Genomic DNA, 19,542 nt, shown 5'->3' with positions numbered 1-19,542 from the left:
AGTATAACGTCCTATTCAATATCACCAGGTACCAAAGGTACAAATCTTACTGGTGCAACTTTATGTTCTGTAAATGTATCGCCATTTCTAACGACCATCATTAATTGCTGATCTTGTTCACCAATAGGTGCAATCATAACGCCCCCATCAGCAAGTTGTGCAAGAAGCCCTTGTGGCATAGTAGCAGCTGCTGCTGTGACAATAATTCCCTCAAATGGAGCTTGTGACTGCCAGCCTTGCCACCCATCACCATGTTTCATGGTGACATTGTATAAATCAAGTTTGTGCAAACGCCGTTTTGCTTGCCATTGCAATGCTTTGATACGCTCCACCGAGCACACTTTAGTAAAGGTTTTTGCCAGTATCGCCGTTTGGTAGCCAGACCCTGTGCCTATCTCAAGCACTTTATCACGCACCCCAGCTAAGCGGAGCAGCTCTGTCATGCGTGCGACTATGTATGGTTGTGAAATCGTTTGCCCTTGCCCGATTGGCAGTGCGGTATTTTGATAGGCTTTGTGCTGTAAAACATCATCAACAAAGATGTGCCTAGGTGTAGAAGCAATCGCTTCAAGCACCGTACTGTCTTCTACGCCCTCGCGTTTTAATAATTCAGCTAATGCTAGTGCACTGCGATTATAATTAGTCAGCACTATTAATCTCCATATTTGCTAACCAGCTATCAACGGCTTGTAAGCTTTCTTTCGCCGTCATATCAACACTGAGTGGTGTGACTGATGCATATCCATTATTGATGGCATAAAAATCAGTGCCTTCCCCTGCATCACTTTCAGCGCCAAGGGTACCATACCAATAAATATCGCGGCCCCATGGGTCTTGTTGTTTAGTCATGGTTTCAGCTTTATGGCGCGAACCTAAACGGGTTACTTTGACCCCTTTTAGTTCGGTAAGCGGAATATCAGGCACGTTTAAGTTGATGATTTGATCTTTCGGTAATGGATGCGATGCCAACTCTTTGATGATACTTACCGCAACCGCTGCGGCAGTTTCAAAGTGATTTCCTTCTTTAGAACATAACGACACTGCAATGGCAGGTAGCCCTAAGTGACGGCCTTCAGTGGCAGCGGCAACGGTACCTGAATACAAGGTATCATCACCTAAATTGGCACCGTGGTTTATCCCTGCAACCACTAAATCGGGCTGCTGCTCGGTTAACTCATTAACTCCTAAATGCACACAATCAGTTGGCGTGCCATTAATCGAAATAAAGCCATTATCAAGGGTGGTTGCACGCAGTGGATTCATTAACGTTAATGAATTACTTGCGCCACTGCAATTGCGATCTGGCGCCACTAAGGTCACATCTGCAATTTGCGTTAATGCATGATACAAAACCGCAATCCCTTTAGCATGCACACCATCATCATTGCTTAGTAAGATTTTCATTTACGCATCCTTTTGTTTTTGTTCTCTAGGGCTTGCATCTTGATAGTCCACCAGCTCACGCAGCAAGGCGGTAGCAAAACACCCTTTTGGTAAACCAAAGCTTAACTTTAAGGTCGTTTCATCTATCGTTTCAACGGCTAATGAGTCTGGGATCAGTCGTAACATTCTACGCTCATTCTTAAGGCCAAGTTCGCTAAGACCCTCTATCCAAGACTGATAAGGCTCGAGCCACTCTTTTTCAGTTTCGGTTAGGCCTTTTTCGCCTTTACCAACCATAGGAGCTGACATCACAATATCACCAGACGCTAGGCGGGCAATATTGTCATCACTAATATTGTCTTCAAAAAATGCATTACTGCCGCTGAGCATAAACACTTCGCGGTGCATTGTTTTTGCAAGGCCATGCTCTGCAACGCGCATGCTCACGATTTCATTAAACACATAAGAGCGTGCAGCTGAAATAACTAAGCCACGCAATTTTTTATCGCGGATACGCTCTCCGGCAAACATGCGTTTTGCCATTTCAAGGTTGTGACCACCATGCCCAAAGCGCTGCTCACCAAAGTAATTAGGCACACCGGCGCGCACCGCGTTGATACGGCACAAAATATCCAGCGGCTCAGTCACGTTGCGTAACGTAATGGTAAAGCGATTGCCTCTGTGGCAGCCAGTTCTGAGCTTACGATTATGACGCTGTTGCGATACCACAAAAAATTGCTCGTTATTCAACTCACTAAATTCTATGTGTTTTTTAATTGGCACGGGAACACTAAACCATTGTGTACACACGCCATGACGGTCTTTTAAGCCTGCATAACTCACATCACGTGGAGATACCCCCGCTTTTTCGGCAATGCGTTTAGCAATAAACTGAGTATTTTCGCCTTTTTTTACAACCTGCAAGCAAACATGCTCACCTGATCCTGTAAACTCAATACCTAAGTCTTCATCAACCATGAAGTCTTCGGCTTGAGTTTTAAAGTCAGCCTTAGAAAGGGGTTTACCGTAAAGGTAGTTTAACTCACTCATGCGCTTTGTTTGCTCATAATCACCACTGCGTGGCTTGAAATACCTTCTTTGCGACCTTCAAACCCAAGCTTCTCAGTAGTTGTTGCTTTCACATTCACTTGAGAAATATCAGCTGCAAGGTCTTGGCATAAGTTTTCACGCATTGCTTGAATGTGCGGCAACATTTTTGGTGCTTGCGCAACAATCGTCACATCGGCATTACCAAGTACATAGCCTTGATCTTTAGCAAGCCCAACCACGTGGCGTAGTAAAATTCGGCTATCAATATTTTCGTATTCGCTCGCAGTGTCTGGAAAATGCTTGCCAATATCCCCCATTGCTAATGCACCTAAAATAGCATCACACAATGCGTGAATGGCAACATCACCATCTGAATGTGCTAAAAAGCCTTGTGGGTAATCAATTTTTTCACCACAAATCACCAACGGGCCTTCGCCGCCAAATTTGTGTACATCAAAGCCATGGCCAATTCGAATCATGAGGTACTCTCGTTTTGTTGTTTTTGCAGTAAAAATGCTGCTAAATCTAAATCTTCTGGGGTGGTGATTTTAATGTTGTCACTGCGACCAGCAACCAGCTTAACAGGCTGCTTAACCCATTCAATTGCCGATGCCTCATCCGTGATAGTCACACCATTTTTAAGGGCACTTGATAGCGCATCTGTGAGCGCCTGATAGGGGAAAAACTGAGGGGTGAGTGCCTGCCATAAATCATCACGAGGCACCGTTTGTTCACTGTGCGTATGACCGCGTTTAATGGTGTCTTTTACTTTTGATGCTAAGATACCGCCTTCATTGGCAGCGATACATTCAGATATTAAACGCTGAATATCTGCCAAGCATACTAACGGCCTTGCCGCATCGTGAACAAGCACCCAATCAGGCGGGTTATCCGCAAGTGATAACAATGCATTGAGCACTGAATCAGCGCGCTCTTTACCACCAGATACGCGCTCAATACGCTTATCAATATGAGGTAAATCAGCAAAGTAGCCGTCATCATCGCTAACTGCTACTTTGATGGTATTTAATTCGTTAAGTTCTGCAAGTTTACTCAGGGTATGTTCTAAAATAGTTTTACCCGCAAGTTCAATATACTGCTTTGGCGCCGAATGCTGCATTCGACTCCCAACTCCCGCAGCGGGAACAATGGCGGTGATAGTTTGCTTAGTGTTCATTTTGCTGTTGACCTGGTAATACGCGAATAAAGGTTTCGCCAGGTTTAATCATTCCTAATTCATTGCGCGCCCGCTCTTCGATGCCCTCTTGACCGAGTTTTAAGTCTTCAATATCGGCTTTGAGCACTTTATTGCGCTTTAACAATTTAGCATTGGTGTCTTGATGAGAGGTAACCGCTTGTTTCAAACGAGTGTAATCTTGCACACCATTATGGCCAAACCATAAACGATATTGCAGAAATAAAGCCAAACATAACAAGGCGAATTGAAAAACCCGCATTGAACACTCCTTCGCGGTTAAATTAAGTCAAAGGGCGTTTTAAATTACGCCAATTTATATTGCTTGCTAGTAGCATTTCTCGTAATGACAAACGCTTAGGTGTGATGCGTTTATTAAATTGCCATTGATGACCACAGCACGCTGCTGCCATCACCGCTTTTGCGGGCTTAAGCAATTGAATATGCGCGTTTTCTAGCGATTCACCGGAAGTATCAAACCAACCAAGCTCGTTGCAATGTACCTTATTGTCGCTTACTTGATCTAAGCTGTCTATGCGCACGGTTGTACATTGCTCGTCATTAATTAGCACGGGAACAATTAACCCGCGCTTAGCATATTGACTATAAAAGTCTTTTGAGTCGTTTTTATTATAAACAGGTGGCGTTGATTTTTGTTTTTCAAGCCAACTGCCGTTTTGTGAATCTAGCTGCAATGGCGCATCGCCATTAACTATACGCATGGCTAAACGCTCTATATAGTAAGGCAAACTAGCTAATAAGCGCTTTAGCCTTGCAGCATCAGGTTCATTTACCAAACGCGGGATTTCACGAGCATAAAATGCATTGCATAACTGCGCATACAAAGCACGATCGGCATCAGTTTGCCAAATTTCGGCTTGTTGCGAGTGTTCGCTCTGTGAAGTTGGTTTAGACAATGCGCGCTCTTATAAAACAATTGCTTGACTGTTTTATAGCATAGAGCGTTTATTGAGCGCTACTTTACTGCGCCTTTTTTACCCAATTTTGCATTACCAGATTCTAAAAACTGCACCACCGCATCACGCTTTTTACCTAGTAACAAACTACCATCAGCTAAAAACATAAAGTTTTGCCAACAACGCTTAAAAACGGCAAAGCTGGTTTCAATGATATTGTCGCGAGCCATACAAAAATAGACCGTCGTGTTTGCTTCCCACGCTAAGTGGTTTAGGATTTCTTCAGGTAACTGCTCGTCGCCCGCTTCCCATGCGTTTTCCCAGTTAATGGTCTCTGAAAAGCTGTCGTCTTTGCCGCACCAATCTGTTTTATCAAAAAAGTCAGGGTGATCATGCTCTCGGCTCACCATGGTAGTCCATAAAACAGCAGCGCGTTCAGCACTCATTGGTTTTATTTGCGCTGCGTCTTCGCTACTTATCGGCATATCTTTATGACGAAAAACCCAGGCTTTTTTGTATTCATCTAACGAAATATAATTCATAGTTCAGGCAGTTTGTTTCAGCGTAAAATGTGCAAACTGCAATTATACCCAAATGACTCCAAGATGCGAGATAAACACATGACTATCAAACCCGGGATTTACCAACATTACAAAGGTCCAAAATACAAAGTTGAATATGTTGCCACTCATAGCGAAACGAATGAGACACTGGTAATTTATCAAGCGCTCTACGGCGAATTTGGCATGTGGGCACGCCCGCTTAGTATGTTTACAGAAACCGTCACTGTAGAGGGCAAAACGGTACCGCGTTTTGCATACCTTTCAGACGCCGACTAACTGTGGCATCATGACGTTATTAATCACTGCTCAGACCAGATAAGGTGACATCGTGCTTTTTAATTCAACCGATAACTACATTGCCAGTAACTCATTAAAACAAGCGGTTAACGCAGCGATCTTGCTCGAAAAACCCCTGCTTATTAAAGGTGAACCCGGCACAGGTAAAACTATGCTGGCCGAGGAACTTGCAAAAAGTTTAGACACCACGCTAATTCAATGGCACATCAAATCAACCACTAAAGCGCAGCAAGGCCTGTATGAATATGATGCGGTATCGCGTCTTCGCGACAGCCAGTTAGGTGATGAGCGTGTGCACGATATCAGCAACTACATTGTAAAAGGGAAATTATGGCAAGCCTTTACCTATGGTGAGCAACATAACAAACGCCCTGTGCTATTGATTGATGAAATTGACAAAGCCGATATTGAATTCCCCAACGACTTGCTATTAGAGCTCGATAAAATGGAGTTTCATGTTTATGAGACCGGCGAGCGAGTTATTGCAAAGCAACGCCCGATTGTGATCATCACGTCAAATAACGAAAAAGAGCTGCCAGATGCCTTTTTACGTCGTTGTTTTTTCCATTACATTGATTTTCCAAGTAGTGAAGAAATGGCGCAAATTATCGATGTGCATCACCCGCATGTTAAACAAGATTTAGTACGCCAAGCACTTGAGGTGTTCTTTAATCTACGTGAAGTAAACGGCATTAAGAAAAAACCATCAACCAGCGAATTACTCGACTGGTTAAAGCTACTGATGGCCGAAGATATTGATGCTAAAACACTGCATGATAAAAGCCAAAAAGGCGGCTTAATGCCCATGTTTGGAGCACTATTAAAGAACGAGCAAGACATTAGCTTAATCGAAAAACTTGCGTTTATGAGCCGCCGTTAAGATGTTAATTGCGTTTTTCTTTAAGCTTCGCGAATACCGCTTACCAGTAAGTTTGCGAGAGCTACTTGATTTGATCAATGCGCTCAAGCAAGGAGTTATTTTTGCCGATGTTGACGCGTTTTATTATTTAGCGCGTACCATCATGGTTAAAGATGAAACCCATTTCGACCGTTTTGATAAAGCCTTTGCTGATTACTTTAGTGGAGTTGCCGACCTTGATCTGCTCGAAAGCTTAAAACAGCAACATGCCTTGCCTGATGATTGGTTGCGTAAAGAGTTTGAAAAGCACTTAAGCGAAGAAGAAAAAGCGCAACTACAAGCCATGGGCGGCCTTGATAAACTCATGGAAACCCTCAAGCAACGCCTTGAAGAGCAGCAAAAGCGCCATGCAGGGGGCAATAAGTGGGTGGGTACAGGTGGCACTTCACCATTTGGCGCCTATGGGTATAACCCTGAAGGTGTGCGTATTGGTCAAGACGGTAACCGACATCGCCGCGCGGTAAAAGTGTGGGATAAACGCAGCTACCGAAACCTTGATAGTGACCGTGAAATCGGCTCGCGCACCATTAAACTCGCTCTAAAAAAACTGCGTAAATTTGCCCGTACTGGCGCCAGCGATACCCTCGATTTAACCGAAACCATCCGCGCAACTGCAAAGCAAGGCGGTATGTTGGATGTGAAAATGGCACCTGAGCGCCACAATGCAGTAAAAGTATTGATGCTATTTGATATCGGCGGTTCAATGGATGATTACATTCATACCTGCGAAGAGCTATTTAGCGCTGCTCACAGCGAGTTTAAGCACCTTGAGTTTTACTATTTTCATAACTGTTTGTATGAGCATGTTTGGCAAGATAATCAGCGTCGTCACTCTAACGTCATTGATACCATGACCTTGATTAACAAGTTCACCAGCGACTACAAGGTGATCTTTGTTGGCGATGCCACCATGGGTCCCTACGAAATCGCCTACCCTGGAGGCAGCGTTGAGCATTGGAATGAAGAACCCGGCAGCGCTTGGCTAAACCGCATAACCAATCACTTTGATAAAGTCGCTTGGCTCAACCCGCAACCCGTTGAACACTGGCGCTATTATCAATCAATTGATTTTATAAAGCAGTTAATGGACAACCGCATGTACCCACTCACCCTAGATGGGATTAGTAATGCGATTAGGGAGTTGAGTTAGAGTTAGAAAGTTAGAAAGTTAGAAAGTTAGAAAGTTAGAAAGTTAGAAAGTTAGAAAGTTAGAAACTCTAAAATACCTAGTATCTAAGTCAAGCAGCTCGACAACTTTACTCTTTCCCCTAGTAACTCGCTAACTGTCAATCTGACAGCTCTAACTTTACTCTTTCCCCTTGTAACTCGCTAACTAAGCGAGTTTCCAAACCAAAAACACTAGCGCAAAGCCCACTAAATAAACCAAGCCTAGCCAGCTTAGGGTGCGTAATAAAGGTGAGTGATGAATGCTGGGTTCTGAGCGCACTAAACTAAAGTTCAGCCACGCAAATACAGGAGTGGTTACAAAAGCGAGGGTCATAGCAAAAGTAAGCATTGGGCCAAGGGCTGATTTAAAGAATAAAATCACTGCCATGCCAGCAAATGCTTGCAGTAATAACCACATGTTTAAACTGTGTTTAGATTGTTTAATCGGTAGCAGTTTATGTGACTCATTTAATGTTCTGGCGTAGCCATCAAGCACTGTTAGCGTGGTGCCAAACATACATAAAAATGCGATTCCTGAAACCAAAGGCCTTGCCCACTCGCCCATGGTAAGGGCATACATATCAATTAATTGCTTTGCAAAGGCGACTCCACCTAATTGCACTGCCTGTGCTTGGCCATATTGCACTAACACACCTAATGAGAAAAACACTAACGCAAGTGCTGCGGTAAGCCAGTAGCCCAAATTAAAGTCAAACAAGCCTTGTTGCTTTGTCACGACTTGTTGATGCTGCTTTTCTTTTAGCCACAGTGAGCTAATTGCTGATATTTCGATAGGCGCAGGCATCCAGCCCATGAGCGCGACCATAAAGCCAAGCATAGCAAGTTCATACGGCGACGGGCCCACATAGTCAACAGGCGCCATCGGGCCATTATTAATAGCAACAACAAGTGCAGCTAAAGTGGTAACTGTTAGCAGCCCCATAATGAGCTTTGAAACATTATCGAGCGCCTTAAAGTGCCCTAATAATAAAATGAGCAAACACACAGCCAAAATCAGCCAACATAATAAGGTTACAGAAACAGTGATAGGCAATGCGTAGTGCAGCAGGCTGGCCGTTAATAATAAAACCCCCGCAGTATTTACTACCGCGGCGACAATATTGAGCGCAATAAAACTATAGAAATACCCCGGCCCTTTTTGCTTGTAGCCCTCAACTAAACTTTGTTTGGTCGCAAGGGTGTACTCCATACCGAATCGAAAGAATGGATATTTCAATACATTAACTACTATGATTAGCCAAAATAGCTGCCAGCCGAATAACGACCCGGCTTGTGTTGACGCCACTAAATGTGAGCCACCTATGGCGGCTGTGGCCATTAAAATTCCCGGCCCTAATGCATTTAATTTAGATTGCCAATTTGATACTGCTGATTGCATATGCTTTGTGTGTTTTATTCTTAGTAACAAGCAACTTACAGCGTTTTAGGTGAGATTGGAAGCAGAGCAAGTTAGCAAGTTAGCAAGTTAGCAAGTTAGCAAGTTAGCAAGTTAGCAAGTTAGCAAGTTAGCAAGTTAGCAACACTAGACTGCCTACCACTTGTGTCAAACCGTTGTTTTTAAAATCTGACTTCTAACGACTGATATCTGATATCTCCATGTTTGTTCGGCGTTAAAACGCCTCCTACGTCTCGTATCTCGCAAACTTTCCCCTTTACTCTTTCTAACTCATTAACTTTACTCTTTCCCCTAGCAACTCGCTAACTTTTGGAACTTCAATCTGACGGCTAAATATTAAAACCAAAAAAGCCAAGCGTTTCGCAACGGTTGGCTTTTTCAGATTTAGTTTTAAGTCTAGCCGCTTAGGCTAGCGCTCTGTGATTAGGTCAGGTTCATTTCCTGAATGATTTCGTGGGCAATTTCCGGTGTAGTACTGACCGGCTTTTCGTGTAGTTTGGCTTTCATTTGCCCTTTACGATGTTTCAGTGATGCATCAAGTTTTTTTGCAGCATTTGCAATTGCTGGGTACATCACCTCGTCCTCACCTTTTACTGATAAACGCGCACCTTCATAGGTTGTGCTGATCTCAGCTTGGTGTTTGTGATGTTCTTTTGAAAGAATAATATCAAGTGATATTAATGATGGAAAATGGCTAGCAATTTTCGAGAATTTCTCGTTGATATGAGCTCTAACAGCCTCAGTAACGTCAACATGATGACCAGAAATATTAATCTTCATAGGGTATCCTTTTTTCTTGTTACCTCATAATCAGTATTGGGGGCGAATTGAATTAACACAAGCAAAAATTGCAGATATTTAGTAATTGATTGTAACCATAGATGATTTAGATCATGCGTTGCGGATAAAATATGCAAAAGCCCGCAGAACACGGGCTTTTTAGAGAGGTTAACAACTATTCACTAACTGTACGAACAACAGTAATCTGCAAACTCGCTCACTTTTACTTGAAAGCTCACATTCGCATCAACTGTAAATGACTCCCCTGCTTGCATCGTTTGCCATTCGCTCTCACCGGGTAATAGCACTTGCCAACTGCCACTGTTAAGCTCCATCAACTCTTTTTGGCTTGTTGCAAACTCAAACTCACCCGGTTGCATAAAGCCTAACGTTTTCGTGCTGCCATCAGCAAATACCACAGTACGGCTAGACACTTTACCGTCAAAATACACATTGGCTTTTTTCAGCACACTTACATTATCAAACTGAGACATCCTCACTCCTGTTGTTTTATTATTAAGCTACAGACAGTGCCAGTTGTCGGTTTAGCATTCAAGGGGGACTGAGTGAGAAATAATCAAGTCGGGTTAGCTGTAAGCCATAAGCTGTCAGTTTTGAGCAGCTCGTGCAATTGTGGTAGGTCGTGCTTTAGCGCGTCAAGTTAAACACTACGAGAAAGAGTATCTATGCAGAGTCATCGAATTCTGAGCTGTAATAAATTGCAATTCTCATTGTTTTAAGAAGTATAGATTTTGTTATCTTCGTATGAAGTAAATTAAGACCCCCAAGATTGTTTTTTAGCTATTTCATAGAAACAAATTAAGCTATCTTCTTCACCCTTTGTTAATCGTTTAAATACTTTTGTACATGGAAAAAGCCAGTTATCACCACTTTGAATTCCTAACGTTAACAATTGCTCGTTATAACCCCAGACACCACCGTGCTCTTGGATGAAAACTTCACCTATGTACGCACCTAACACCTTACTGATAGTTTCTATTTCATCATCACTTGGGCTGTCATAGAACAATTTAGATAAAAAACTCCTAGGTATACTGTCATATAGTTTTGACACTATGAGTTCAACTTTTTCAACACTCGACTCCGTAAAGTCTAGTGTTATATCAAAATGACTCTTAGCGTAATCAACAGCATCTAAAGAATATGCTTCCATCATTGCTGAGATTGTAGGTTCTTCCATTGAGATCTTTAAAAAGATTTAAAAACTTGCTTTATAAAATAATTTACTACAATGTAGATAACAATGCTTACAGTCATTACTAAAGCCAATGAGGGCAAGCCAAGGGGTATTACTTCTGCTCTTGCATCACCAAAATCACACGCCCCCCAATTTGTTAAGCTGCCACCTAAATCTAGGCATCTATCACTTCTTAGAAAGTCCATTAGCTTGAACCCGACAAGCAAACCTATTAACGAAGATATTGAAGAAATTATTCTTTTATGTGATTTTTTCATGATGAAACACACCAACCTAACTATTGGGGATTAACCTTGATTCGTTGTTTGTACGCCTAAGCCATACAAGGTTTGGCGGATATTACATTTAAGCAATACCACGAATGATATCCAGTTTATTTTCTGGTGCATCAATAGACATAAAATTGGGAATAGTCGATTCGGTTCTTCTTGGCCGTTCAAGAAATTGTACTGGCCATTCAGTGATCCTTTCTTCTTTCACATGCTTATACTGGCCTGTTGATGGCTCATCTATATATTCACGCTGGAGAATTAATGCTAGTGGCTCTTCAGCTCCAGGTATGTCATTACTACATTCCAGTGCTTCTTCGTAAGTGTCGAAAGCATAGTAATAATCGCTCCCCTCTTCTAAATCAGGAGCACCGTTATGAGGGTGGCACCAAACTCGATATTCTAGTACCTCATCCCACACGTAACCACCACCAGATTTTGCCAAACCAGCATATTCGCCGACTTTATTAGGGTCCAACACTTTTGGATAACTTTTCATAACCATCCTTGAGCCGAAAATATAAGTAAAAAACAAATAGGCGTTTTATCGCGGCTTTTTTGCTTGTTTTATAGCCTATTAATATCAAAGCTATTAGTTAATAGCTAGACACAATTTCCGCGCGAAATAAATTTCACGCCTACGGTGAGGGTTTTTAAAGCTGATGGCTGACGGCTGAGAGCTAAAACCGTTGGGTTTCACTCCGTTCTACCCAACCTACGGGGCATAAAAAAGCCCGCGCTGTGGTTTTACAGGGCGGGCTTTTAAATTTTAGCGGCTAAAGCTTAGAACAAAGCGTTTGCTTTGTTTACGATGTTTTCAACAGTGAAACCAAAGTGCTTGAATAGCTCATCAGCAGGAGCAGACTCACCGAAGGTCGTCATACCTACTACTGCGCCATTTAGGCCTACATACTTGTACCAGTAGTCTGCGATACCCGCTTCGATTGCTACGCGGCGCGTTACGCTTGCAGGTAGTACGCTTTCTTTATATGCAGCGTCTTGCTCATCAAATAAATCAGTTGAAGGCATAGATACCACGCGTACTTTTTTACCTTGTGAACGAAGTTCTGCAGCGGCATCTTGTGCAAGCTGTACTTCAGAACCTGTTGCAATAAGGATAAGCTCTGGCTCACCGTCACAGCTAAGTACGTAACCACCTTTTTTCACATCGGCTAACTGCTGTGCAGTACGCGCTTGTTGCTCAAGGCCTTGACGAGTGAAAATCAGTGACGTTGGGCCATCTTTACGCTCAATTGCTTGTTGCCATGCAATCGCTGACTCAACTTGGTCACATGGACGCCAGTTCACTAGGTTAGGCGTTAAACGCATACTTGCGATTTGCTCTACCGGTTGGTGCGTTGGACCATCTTCACCTAGACCAATTGAGTCGTGCGTGTATACAAAGATGCTTGGCTGCTTCATTAATGCGGCCATACGTACTGCATTGCGTGCGTATTCCATAAACATTAAGAATGTAGCACCGTAAGGAATAAAGCCTTTATGTAGTGCAATACCATTCATAATCGCTGACATACCAAATTCACGTACACCGTAGAAAATGTAGTTACCGCTTGCATCGTTTGCTTCTAAGCCTTTTGAACCATCCCAAAGTGTTAAGTTAGAACCAGCAAGGTCAGCAGAGCCACCCATGAATTCTGGTAGTAACGGACCAAACGCATTTAATGCATTTTGTGATGCTTTACGTGTTGCTGGGTTTGCTGGGTTTGCTTGTAGCTCTTCGATGTAAGCTTGTGACTTTTCAGCCCAATCAGCTGGTAATTCACCATTGGTACGGCGAGTAAACTCAGCAGCAAGTTCAGGGTATGCACTTGCGTAAGCGGCAAACTTTTCGTCCCAGCTAGCTTCTAGTTGCTTACCTTTTTCTTTGCCATCCCACTCGCTGTAGATTTCAGCTGGAATTTCAAATGCTTCGCCAGTCCAACCTAGGAATTCACGAGATGCTTTGATTTCGTCTTCACCTAGTGGTGCACCGTGACAGTCATGGCTACCTGATTTATTAGGTGAACCGTAACCAATGATTGTTTTACAACAGATTAATGATGGCTTATCGGTGATGCTACGCGCTTCTTCGATAGCGGCGCGAATTGCATCTGGGTTATGACCATCTACATCGCTTACTACGTGCCAGCCGTATGCTTTAAAGCGCGCTGGCGTGTCATCGCTGAACCAACCTTCTACTTCACCATCAATTGAGATGCCGTTGTCATCCCAAAACGCAACTAGTTTACCTAGGCCTAATGTACCCGCTAATGAACAGGCTTCATGTGAAATACCTTCCATTAAACAGCCATCGCCCATGAATGCATACGTGAAGTGGTCAACAATATCGTGACCTTCACGGTTAAACTGTGCAGCAAGCGCTTTTTCGGCAATTGCCATGCCCACAGCATTTGTGATCCCTTGACCTAATGGGCCCGTAGTAGTCTCAATACCCGGTGCATAACCATATTCTGGGTGACCCGGTGTTTTTGAGTGCATTTGACGGAAGTTTTTAATTTCCTCTAGTGGTAAGTCATAGCCACTTAAGTGCAGTAGAGAATAGATCAGCATTGAACCGTGGCCGTTAGAAAGAATAAATCGATCTCGGTCTGCCCACTCTGGATTTGTTGGATTATGCTTTAGATAATCGCGCCATAGTACTTCTGCGATATCTGCCATGCCCATAGGGGCCCCAGGGTGACCAGATTTGGCCTGTTGTACTGCGTCCATTGATAAGACGCGAATAGCATTTGCAAGTTCTTTGCGTGATGGCATGAATTCTCCTACCTTTATGTATTTGCGCTGGTTGTTTATGAAGCCCCATTCTTACTTATTGTAAGGGTACAGTGCAATTAAAAATCCGCATTAAATGCACCAATTATGGGCGTTTATTAAGAACAATACGTTATTAGTAATTTTAAATGGACGTCTAGGCGTAAAATTACTATGCAAACATATTTGTTTTAGATAAAATACGCCCCTTAATTTTTTAGCGCTATTACCGACGTTTGTGAAGCGCAATATTTGTGAGCAGAAATACAATGGCAAAACATTTATTTACTTCTGAATCTGTTTCTGAAGGTCATCCGGATAAAATCGCGGACCAAATCTCTGACGCGGTTCTAGATGCTATCTTAGAGCAAGATTCTCATGCCCGTGTTGCATGTGAGACTTACGTTAAGACTGGTATGGTTATGGTTGGTGGTGAAATCACTACTAGCGCTTGGGTTGATATCGAAGAAATCACACGTAAAACAGTACGTGAAATCGGTTACACACACTCAGATATGGGTTTCGATGCTGACTCTTGTGCAATCCTAAACACTATCGGTAAACAATCTCCAGACATCAACCAAGGTGTTGACCGTGCTCGTCCAGAAGACCAAGGCGCTGGTGACCAAGGTTTAATGTTCGGTTATGCATGTAACGAAACTGATGTTTTAATGCCTGCACCAATCACTTATTCACACCGTCTAGTTCAGCGTCAAGCTGAAGTTCGTAAGAGCGGTGAGCTTAACTGGTTACGCCCAGATGCTAAATCTCAAGTAACATTTGCTTACGAAAATGGTAAGCCTGTTGGTATTGATGCAGTTGTTCTTTCAACTCAACACTGTGATTCAATCTCACAAAACGACTTAGTTGAAGCGGTAATGGAAACGATCATTAAGCCAGTTCTTCCAGCTGAGCTTATCTCTAGCGCAACTAAGTTCTTCATCAACCCAACTGGCCGTTTCGTAATCGGTGGTCCTATGGGTGACTGTGGTCTTACAGGTCGTAAAATCATCGTTGATACATACGGCGGTATGGCTCGTCACGGTGGTGGTGCTTTCTCTGGTAAAGATCCATCAAAAGTTGACCGCTCAGCTGCATACGCTGCACGTTACGTTGCTAAAAACGTGGTTGCTGCTGGCCTTGCTGACAAGTGTGAGCTACAAGTTTCTTACGCTATCGGTGTTGCAGAGCCAACATCTATCAGCATCGAGACATTTGGTACTGGTAAATTAGAAGAAGCACGTCTAATCGAATTAGTACGTGAGCACTTCGACCTACGCCCTTACGGCTTAATCCAAATGCTTGATCTTGAGCGTCCTATCTATCAACCGACTGCGGCTTACGGTCACTTCGGTCGTGATGAGTTCCCTTGGGAGCGTACAGACAAAGCAGACGCACTTCGCGCAGCTGCTGGCCTGTAATAGGTTAGATAAAATGAAAGAAGCGCCTTTCGGCGCTTTTTTTATGTCTGATTTAAAGGTAGGTTACTATTTTTTCGTAAACAGCCACACCCCATACCAAAGCAAGAATAAGCAGTGACAATGTTACTGCCGCAGAGGCCATATCTTTAGCACGACCCGATAACACATGGTACTCAATCCCTACTCGGTCAGTCAGCGCTTCTATCGACGAGTTAAGTAACTCGACAATTAACAATAATAAATAAGGAATAAACAGTACTAGCCAATGATTTAATGACTGCGCAAGTACGACAGATAAGGGTAATAAACACACGCCTAGATAAATTTCAGAACGAAATGCAGACTCTTCTTTAAATGCCGCTTTAAAACCTTTAATAGAACATTTTGTTGCTTTTAAAATACGCCCAAAGCCCATGCCATTTGGCTTATTAACTAAGGGAATTTTTGGCTCTTTCATGGTAACCCTTCAAAATCGCAATTACAGCGATGATATGTGTAAATCTAAGCGATGTCACCCGATGATGAGCTAATTTAACGGCTGACACGTGCCGGGAATGCTGCGTGTATTCGCTCTAGAAAACTGATTGTTGGTTAATTGTTCTCTCAGTGCTTGCAGAGTTTTATAAACACTTTTTAACGACACTTTGTTACTTAACCAATGCGGAATGGAACCGCTTGGATCAGCATAGGCTTGATGGCTCACTAACAAGTTACTTTGTTGCTGTTCTAAGCGCCAATAAGCGGTGAGATCTTTGATGCGTACAAGCCCTGCAACTTCGGCTTTTGCATAAGGCTGACTTTTGATTTGTAACTCGGTTTTGTGCTCATCTAAAGCGTGATAACAAGAATAACTCACCAAGTCACGGTCTGACACCGGCCAAGGTGAATTAAAATGAGTATAAACAAGGGTTTCTGAGGGACTTAAGCGCTCCATTAGCGTCACGCTTTTGACATTCTCAAGCCAGTTAGCAGCGTTGTCGGTATCACTGAGCAATGCCATAAAGTCACTGGCTTTGGCATTTTTCACCAGCACAGAAGCTTTAATTTCAATAATACCGGTTTCATGCTTTTTATAGCTTACGGTGATGTCGTCTTGCTGTTTGTAGGTTTGCCATTCAATAGGGTTAGCCCAGGCTGATATACTCAACCAAGCTAACCCCATCCATAGGCAAAAGCGCATTTACTTACAGCCAATAGGGATCAGTATTAAATGAAGCGTGACGGCTTTGCTCCATTGCACTGACTAAAAACTCTGACTTTTGATCAAGCCATGCTTGAATTTTTGCCAGCTCTAAATCGTCTTGTCCTGCGCATAACTGCTTTAGATACTCAAGCGTACTTAACTCGTAAATACCATGAGAGATATCGACCCATGGCATACGAAACTCGTTTCTGTCTTCTTTATCGAACAAAGCACCTAAACAGTTGCCACTAAGCAATGAGTTTTCTAAGCGAGTGCGCAGTGATAAATAGTCTTTATCGGTAAATACTTGCTGCTCAGGGATAAGCTCATGCATGTCGTGCCAATCTTTGGCAAATAAACGCTTAGCAATATCGGCAACCGGTTTTTCTGCTGCCTGAAACTCAGCTTGCCCCCATGATTTACGCCATTGCTTTTCAATTAACCACGTTGTTAATTGCAATAGTAAGCGGTTATATCGGGTGCTATGGAACAGAGTTTCGATATCTTCAATGCTTGGCTGTAACTCTTTTAAGTCATTAATAACTTGCGTGAGCTCAGGCGCACTGTTGATTTTTTTGTAGTATGCGTGACGCTTTGATGTATAGGTTTTTAGTTGAATTGCGTTTTCAACCCACGCTAATTCGCTCAATAACCACTTTAACTCTGTGCGCAATGAGTCGGTGTCGTCTTTACTGACAATGTCATCAAACAGCCAAAACGTATGGCGAATTAAACGAATACCGTCTGTGACACGCTTAAGAGTTTTTAGACTAGGTTTAATGAAGTAACAGGCCTCATGTTTTTGCACAAATCGAATCGCGTAGTTGATACTTTCTACCAGCGCTTGCTCTTGTGTGGCATCGCTTTTTAGCGGCACAAAACCAATTGATTTACTTGCTTTTAATGGTTTGTCATCCGCAAGGCGATAGCCCCGTGCTGCTTTAGAATAAAGCCCTAAGCGAACATGGCTTTCACTAACCAATTTATCAGCCAGTGCAAACAACTCACTACGACTACCTTCGATTAGTTCGATTTCAAGTTCAGAAATTGGCTCAACCTGACCCGATGCCGCAACTTCACCTTTATCTAACACCACTTCAATTTTTGCACCGTTATTAGTTTCAATTAACCAAGTACGGCGAATAAAGTTAGTGCTAAAAATTGGGTATAAATTCTCTGCAATAGCACCCACTTGCATACCATGAGGCCAAATAGCAGCATCAAATGCGAGTAAATCTGGGCGGTTACCTGTTAGTGGTAAGTTGTATTCTGGGCGTTGATGTAAGCCACCAACGACTTCGCCAGCAAGCTTAATCGTTTGCTCACACTGGTTGTCACAACAGCGAGTACGTAAGCCAATATCTAAAGCACGTAATTCTCGGCTTGGCGTATCGTAATAAGCATTTTGTAAGCTGCGCGACGGTTTGTTGGTAACGGTTTTTGCAAATTGGGTAATTAATGCGGGGATCAGTGGAACAACGGCATCTGACACCAAAAACTTCAGTTCTATCTCAGTATCCATTCGTTTTGCGGAGTACATTTAAAATAAATAAGTGATCAAAATAAACAAAGCAGCTACTTAATGCAAATTTTTTCCTGATTTTTGCGACCAAGCTCATCCATGGATTACAATATCAGCCTTGCTATTAATAGTTGAAATCCCTACTATCTCTATACATAAAGAAATTATAAATTTAGCCACTTCTAGGCAAGATCACATTAACAAGGCAGATTGATGTTAAAACAGTGTATTTTTGGGTTGCTCCTTGCGGCCACCTCTTTTATTAGCTACGCAGAAGAAGCGCCAAGCAGCGACAGCCAAAACACCGCCTACATAGTCGATAACCTGTACACCTTTATGCATTCAGGTCCGAGCAAAAACTACCGCATTTTGGGTTCAGTTGATGCGGGTACTCAAATTGTGTTGTTATCAGGTGAAGATAACGGCTACTTTAAAATTCGTGACGATAAAGATCGCGAAGGCTGGGTTGAATCAAAATTCATCACTGAAAACGCCGGTATCCAACAACAATTTCAGGCATTGAATAACGACATGACGGTAATGCAAGAGCAACTTCGTCAGGCTGAAATTGAACTGCCACAACTTCAAGAACAGAACAAATTACTAACAGAGCAAAACGCAGCCCTGAGTGAGCAAATCGAAACGCTAAAAAATACCATTGAATCTGAGCGTAACGCTAAGCAAACAGCAAGTGCAAAAGAGAAACGCCAGCTACTTACTTATGGCGGTGCAATTGCATTTATAGGCTTACTGATAGGTATTATCTTAACGGTGGTGTTATCTCGTCGTAAACGTTACGACGGCTGGGCATAAGCTACTAAATAGTCATTAAAAAAGCACCTGTTGGTGCTTTTTTTGTATCTATATATCGAATCTTAATCCGGTATCTTGTTTAATTTTTTCGATCACCATATAGGTGTGGTGTGTCCCCACCCCCGGAATATCCACTAAATCACCCAATACTTGGCGATATTCATCCATATCTGAGACTCGTACTTTTAATAAGTAGTCATAGCCACCAGCCACCATGTCGCATTCAACAACTTGAGGAATATTTAAAATATATTCGCGAAACACTTTAAATACTGATGTATTCGAAGTCACTAACGATACCTGCACATGTGCTAACAAGCTCTGGTTAAGTTTTGCTTCGCTAAGCTTTGCGTAATAGCCTTCGATGTAGCCTTCTTGTTCTAAACGTTTTACGCGATCGAGACACGGGCTTGGGCTCAGGTTTACCTGTTTTGCGAGGTTTACGTTCGATATTCTGCCATTTTTTTGCAGAGCGTCTAAAATTGCTAAATCGATGCGATCTAACATGCGTAATCTATTCGGACTGGTCATAACAGAATTTTATGCGGCTAAGTTAACGGTATGCCCTGTAAATTATCGTAAATCGAAAAATTTAACCAGCATATTCTGCTGGATTTTAATTAGAATGCACGAATTATATCAATGGTAAGAAATG

General features: G+C 42.7%; 24 protein-coding genes. 5 read left to right on the top strand and 19 right to left on the bottom strand.

Annotated features, from left to right (window positions below; all coding sequences use genetic code 11):
* Positions 1–11 precede the first annotated feature (11 nt).
* The 8 genes from NH153_RS09600 to NH153_RS09565 are packed head-to-tail and all read right to left on the bottom strand — an operon-like array spanning position 12 to position 5,087.
* Positions 12–650: a protein-L-isoaspartate(D-aspartate) O-methyltransferase gene (locus tag NH153_RS09600; protein WP_063703242.1), complete on the bottom strand. Its 639-nt coding sequence runs from the start codon at positions 648–650 to the stop codon at positions 12–14.
* Positions 640–1,404, bottom strand: a complete 765-nt coding sequence (surE, locus tag NH153_RS09595) for a 5'/3'-nucleotidase SurE (protein WP_054551143.1) — start codon at positions 1,402–1,404, stop codon at positions 640–642. The genes NH153_RS09600 and surE overlap by 11 nt, the downstream gene beginning before the upstream one ends.
* Positions 1,405–2,433, bottom strand: a complete 1,029-nt coding sequence (gene truD / locus NH153_RS09590; protein WP_063703241.1) for a tRNA pseudouridine(13) synthase TruD — start codon at positions 2,431–2,433, stop codon at positions 1,405–1,407.
* A complete protein-coding gene (gene ispF / locus NH153_RS09585) occupies positions 2,430–2,912 on the bottom strand; it encodes a 2-C-methyl-D-erythritol 2,4-cyclodiphosphate synthase (protein WP_063703240.1) in 483 nt (160 codons plus the stop codon). Before ispF ends, truD begins: the two co-directional genes overlap by 4 nt.
* Positions 2,909–3,610, bottom strand: coding sequence for a 2-C-methyl-D-erythritol 4-phosphate cytidylyltransferase (ispD, locus tag NH153_RS09580; RefSeq protein WP_063703239.1), 702 nt, complete (start codon positions 3,608–3,610; stop codon positions 2,909–2,911). The genes ispF and ispD overlap by 4 nt, the downstream gene beginning before the upstream one ends.
* Positions 3,600–3,890, bottom strand: a complete 291-nt coding sequence (ftsB, locus tag NH153_RS09575; protein WP_063703238.1) for a cell division protein FtsB — start codon at positions 3,888–3,890, stop codon at positions 3,600–3,602. Before ftsB ends, ispD begins: the two co-directional genes overlap by 11 nt.
* Before the next feature lie 22 nt (positions 3,891–3,912).
* Positions 3,913–4,545, bottom strand: coding sequence for a hypothetical protein (locus NH153_RS09570; protein WP_063703237.1), 633 nt, complete (start codon positions 4,543–4,545; stop codon positions 3,913–3,915).
* Positions 4,546–4,604: 59 nt separating this feature from the next.
* Positions 4,605–5,087 (bottom strand): DUF2947 domain-containing protein, encoded by a 483-nt coding sequence (locus tag NH153_RS09565; protein WP_063703236.1) that lies wholly within the window; start codon positions 5,085–5,087, stop codon positions 4,605–4,607.
* Between the two features lie 78 nt (positions 5,088–5,165).
* Between NH153_RS09565 and NH153_RS09560 the strand changes: the two genes are divergently transcribed.
* From NH153_RS09560 to NH153_RS09550, 3 genes are read left to right on the top strand one after another with little or no spacing between them, the layout of a single operon-like run.
* Positions 5,166–5,384 carry a DUF1653 domain-containing protein gene (locus tag NH153_RS09560; protein ID WP_063703235.1) on the top strand — a complete coding sequence of 73 codons (219 nt, stop codon included), beginning with the start codon at positions 5,166–5,168 and terminating at the stop codon, positions 5,382–5,384.
* Between the two features lie 52 nt (positions 5,385–5,436).
* The gene (locus NH153_RS09555; RefSeq protein WP_063703233.1) at positions 5,437–6,285 is read left to right on the top strand and encodes an AAA family ATPase; all 849 of its coding nucleotides are present in this window, start codon (positions 5,437–5,439) and stop codon (positions 6,283–6,285) included.
* Position 6,286: 1 nt separating this feature from the next.
* On the top strand, positions 6,287–7,474 hold the full coding sequence (locus NH153_RS09550) for a vWA domain-containing protein (protein ID WP_063703231.1): 1,188 nt from the start codon (positions 6,287–6,289) through the stop codon (positions 7,472–7,474).
* A gap of 183 nt (positions 7,475–7,657) precedes the next feature.
* Here NH153_RS09550 and NH153_RS09545 read toward each other — a convergent pair whose 3' ends face one another.
* The 7 genes from NH153_RS09545 to tkt all read right to left on the bottom strand — a co-directional run bounded on the left by NH153_RS09545 (position 7,658) and on the right by tkt (position 13,951).
* Positions 7,658–8,890, bottom strand: coding sequence for an NRAMP family divalent metal transporter (locus tag NH153_RS09545; protein ID WP_063703229.1), 1,233 nt, complete (start codon positions 8,888–8,890; stop codon positions 7,658–7,660).
* Positions 8,891–9,331: 441 nt separating this feature from the next.
* Positions 9,332–9,688, bottom strand: a complete 357-nt coding sequence (hpf, locus tag NH153_RS09540; protein WP_063703227.1) for a ribosome hibernation-promoting factor, HPF/YfiA family — start codon at positions 9,686–9,688, stop codon at positions 9,332–9,334.
* Positions 9,689–9,870: 182 nt separating this feature from the next.
* Positions 9,871–10,182, bottom strand: a complete 312-nt coding sequence (gene ppnP / locus NH153_RS09535) for a pyrimidine/purine nucleoside phosphorylase (RefSeq protein WP_063703225.1) — start codon at positions 10,180–10,182, stop codon at positions 9,871–9,873.
* A gap of 281 nt (positions 10,183–10,463) precedes the next feature.
* Positions 10,464–10,889, bottom strand: coding sequence for a hypothetical protein (locus tag NH153_RS09530; RefSeq protein WP_063703223.1), 426 nt, complete (start codon positions 10,887–10,889; stop codon positions 10,464–10,466).
* Between the two features lie 8 nt (positions 10,890–10,897).
* Positions 10,898–11,164 (bottom strand): hypothetical protein, encoded by a 267-nt coding sequence (locus NH153_RS09525; protein WP_063703221.1) that lies wholly within the window; start codon positions 11,162–11,164, stop codon positions 10,898–10,900.
* Positions 11,165–11,252: 88 nt separating this feature from the next.
* Entirely contained in the window at positions 11,253–11,675 is a 423-nt protein-coding gene (locus NH153_RS09520; RefSeq protein WP_063703219.1) for a hypothetical protein, read from the bottom strand.
* Positions 11,676–11,959: 284 nt separating this feature from the next.
* A complete protein-coding gene (gene tkt / locus NH153_RS09515; protein WP_063703217.1) occupies positions 11,960–13,951 on the bottom strand; it encodes a transketolase in 1,992 nt (663 codons plus the stop codon).
* A gap of 266 nt (positions 13,952–14,217) precedes the next feature.
* Between tkt and metK the strand changes: the two genes are divergently transcribed.
* A complete protein-coding gene (gene metK / locus NH153_RS09510; protein WP_063703215.1) occupies positions 14,218–15,369 on the top strand; it encodes a methionine adenosyltransferase in 1,152 nt (383 codons plus the stop codon).
* 52 nt (positions 15,370–15,421) lie between these two features.
* On the opposite strand, the gene NH153_RS09505 is transcribed toward metK, so the two are convergent.
* The 3 genes from NH153_RS09505 to NH153_RS09495 form a co-directional block, all read right to left on the bottom strand.
* Positions 15,422–15,826 (bottom strand): diacylglycerol kinase, encoded by a 405-nt coding sequence (locus NH153_RS09505; RefSeq protein WP_063703212.1) that lies wholly within the window; start codon positions 15,824–15,826, stop codon positions 15,422–15,424.
* Between the two features lie 69 nt (positions 15,827–15,895).
* Complete coding sequence (locus tag NH153_RS09500) at positions 15,896–16,516, bottom strand: START domain-containing protein (RefSeq protein WP_158679722.1); 621 nt, start codon at positions 16,514–16,516, stop codon at positions 15,896–15,898.
* A gap of 37 nt (positions 16,517–16,553) precedes the next feature.
* Entirely contained in the window at positions 16,554–18,074 is a 1,521-nt protein-coding gene (locus NH153_RS09495) for a CYTH and CHAD domain-containing protein (protein ID WP_063703208.1), read from the bottom strand.
* Between the two features lie 213 nt (positions 18,075–18,287).
* Here NH153_RS09495 and NH153_RS09490 point away from each other — a divergent pair, with 213 nt between their 5' ends.
* Positions 18,288–18,887, top strand: a complete 600-nt coding sequence (locus NH153_RS09490; RefSeq protein WP_063703206.1) for a TIGR04211 family SH3 domain-containing protein — start codon at positions 18,288–18,290, stop codon at positions 18,885–18,887.
* 48 nt (positions 18,888–18,935) lie between these two features.
* Here NH153_RS09490 and NH153_RS09485 read toward each other — a convergent pair whose 3' ends face one another.
* Positions 18,936–19,418: a winged helix-turn-helix transcriptional regulator gene (locus NH153_RS09485; protein WP_054551119.1), complete on the bottom strand. Its 483-nt coding sequence runs from the start codon at positions 19,416–19,418 to the stop codon at positions 18,936–18,938.
* Positions 19,419–19,542 lie beyond the last annotated feature (124 nt).

Origin of the sequence: Pseudoalteromonas gelatinilytica (genome assembly GCF_001641615.1) — a bacterium.
In the GTDB taxonomy this organism is placed as follows: domain Bacteria; phylum Pseudomonadota; class Gammaproteobacteria; order Enterobacterales; family Alteromonadaceae; genus Pseudoalteromonas; species Pseudoalteromonas gelatinilytica.
This window is presented reverse-complemented; position numbering and strand designations above follow the sequence as displayed.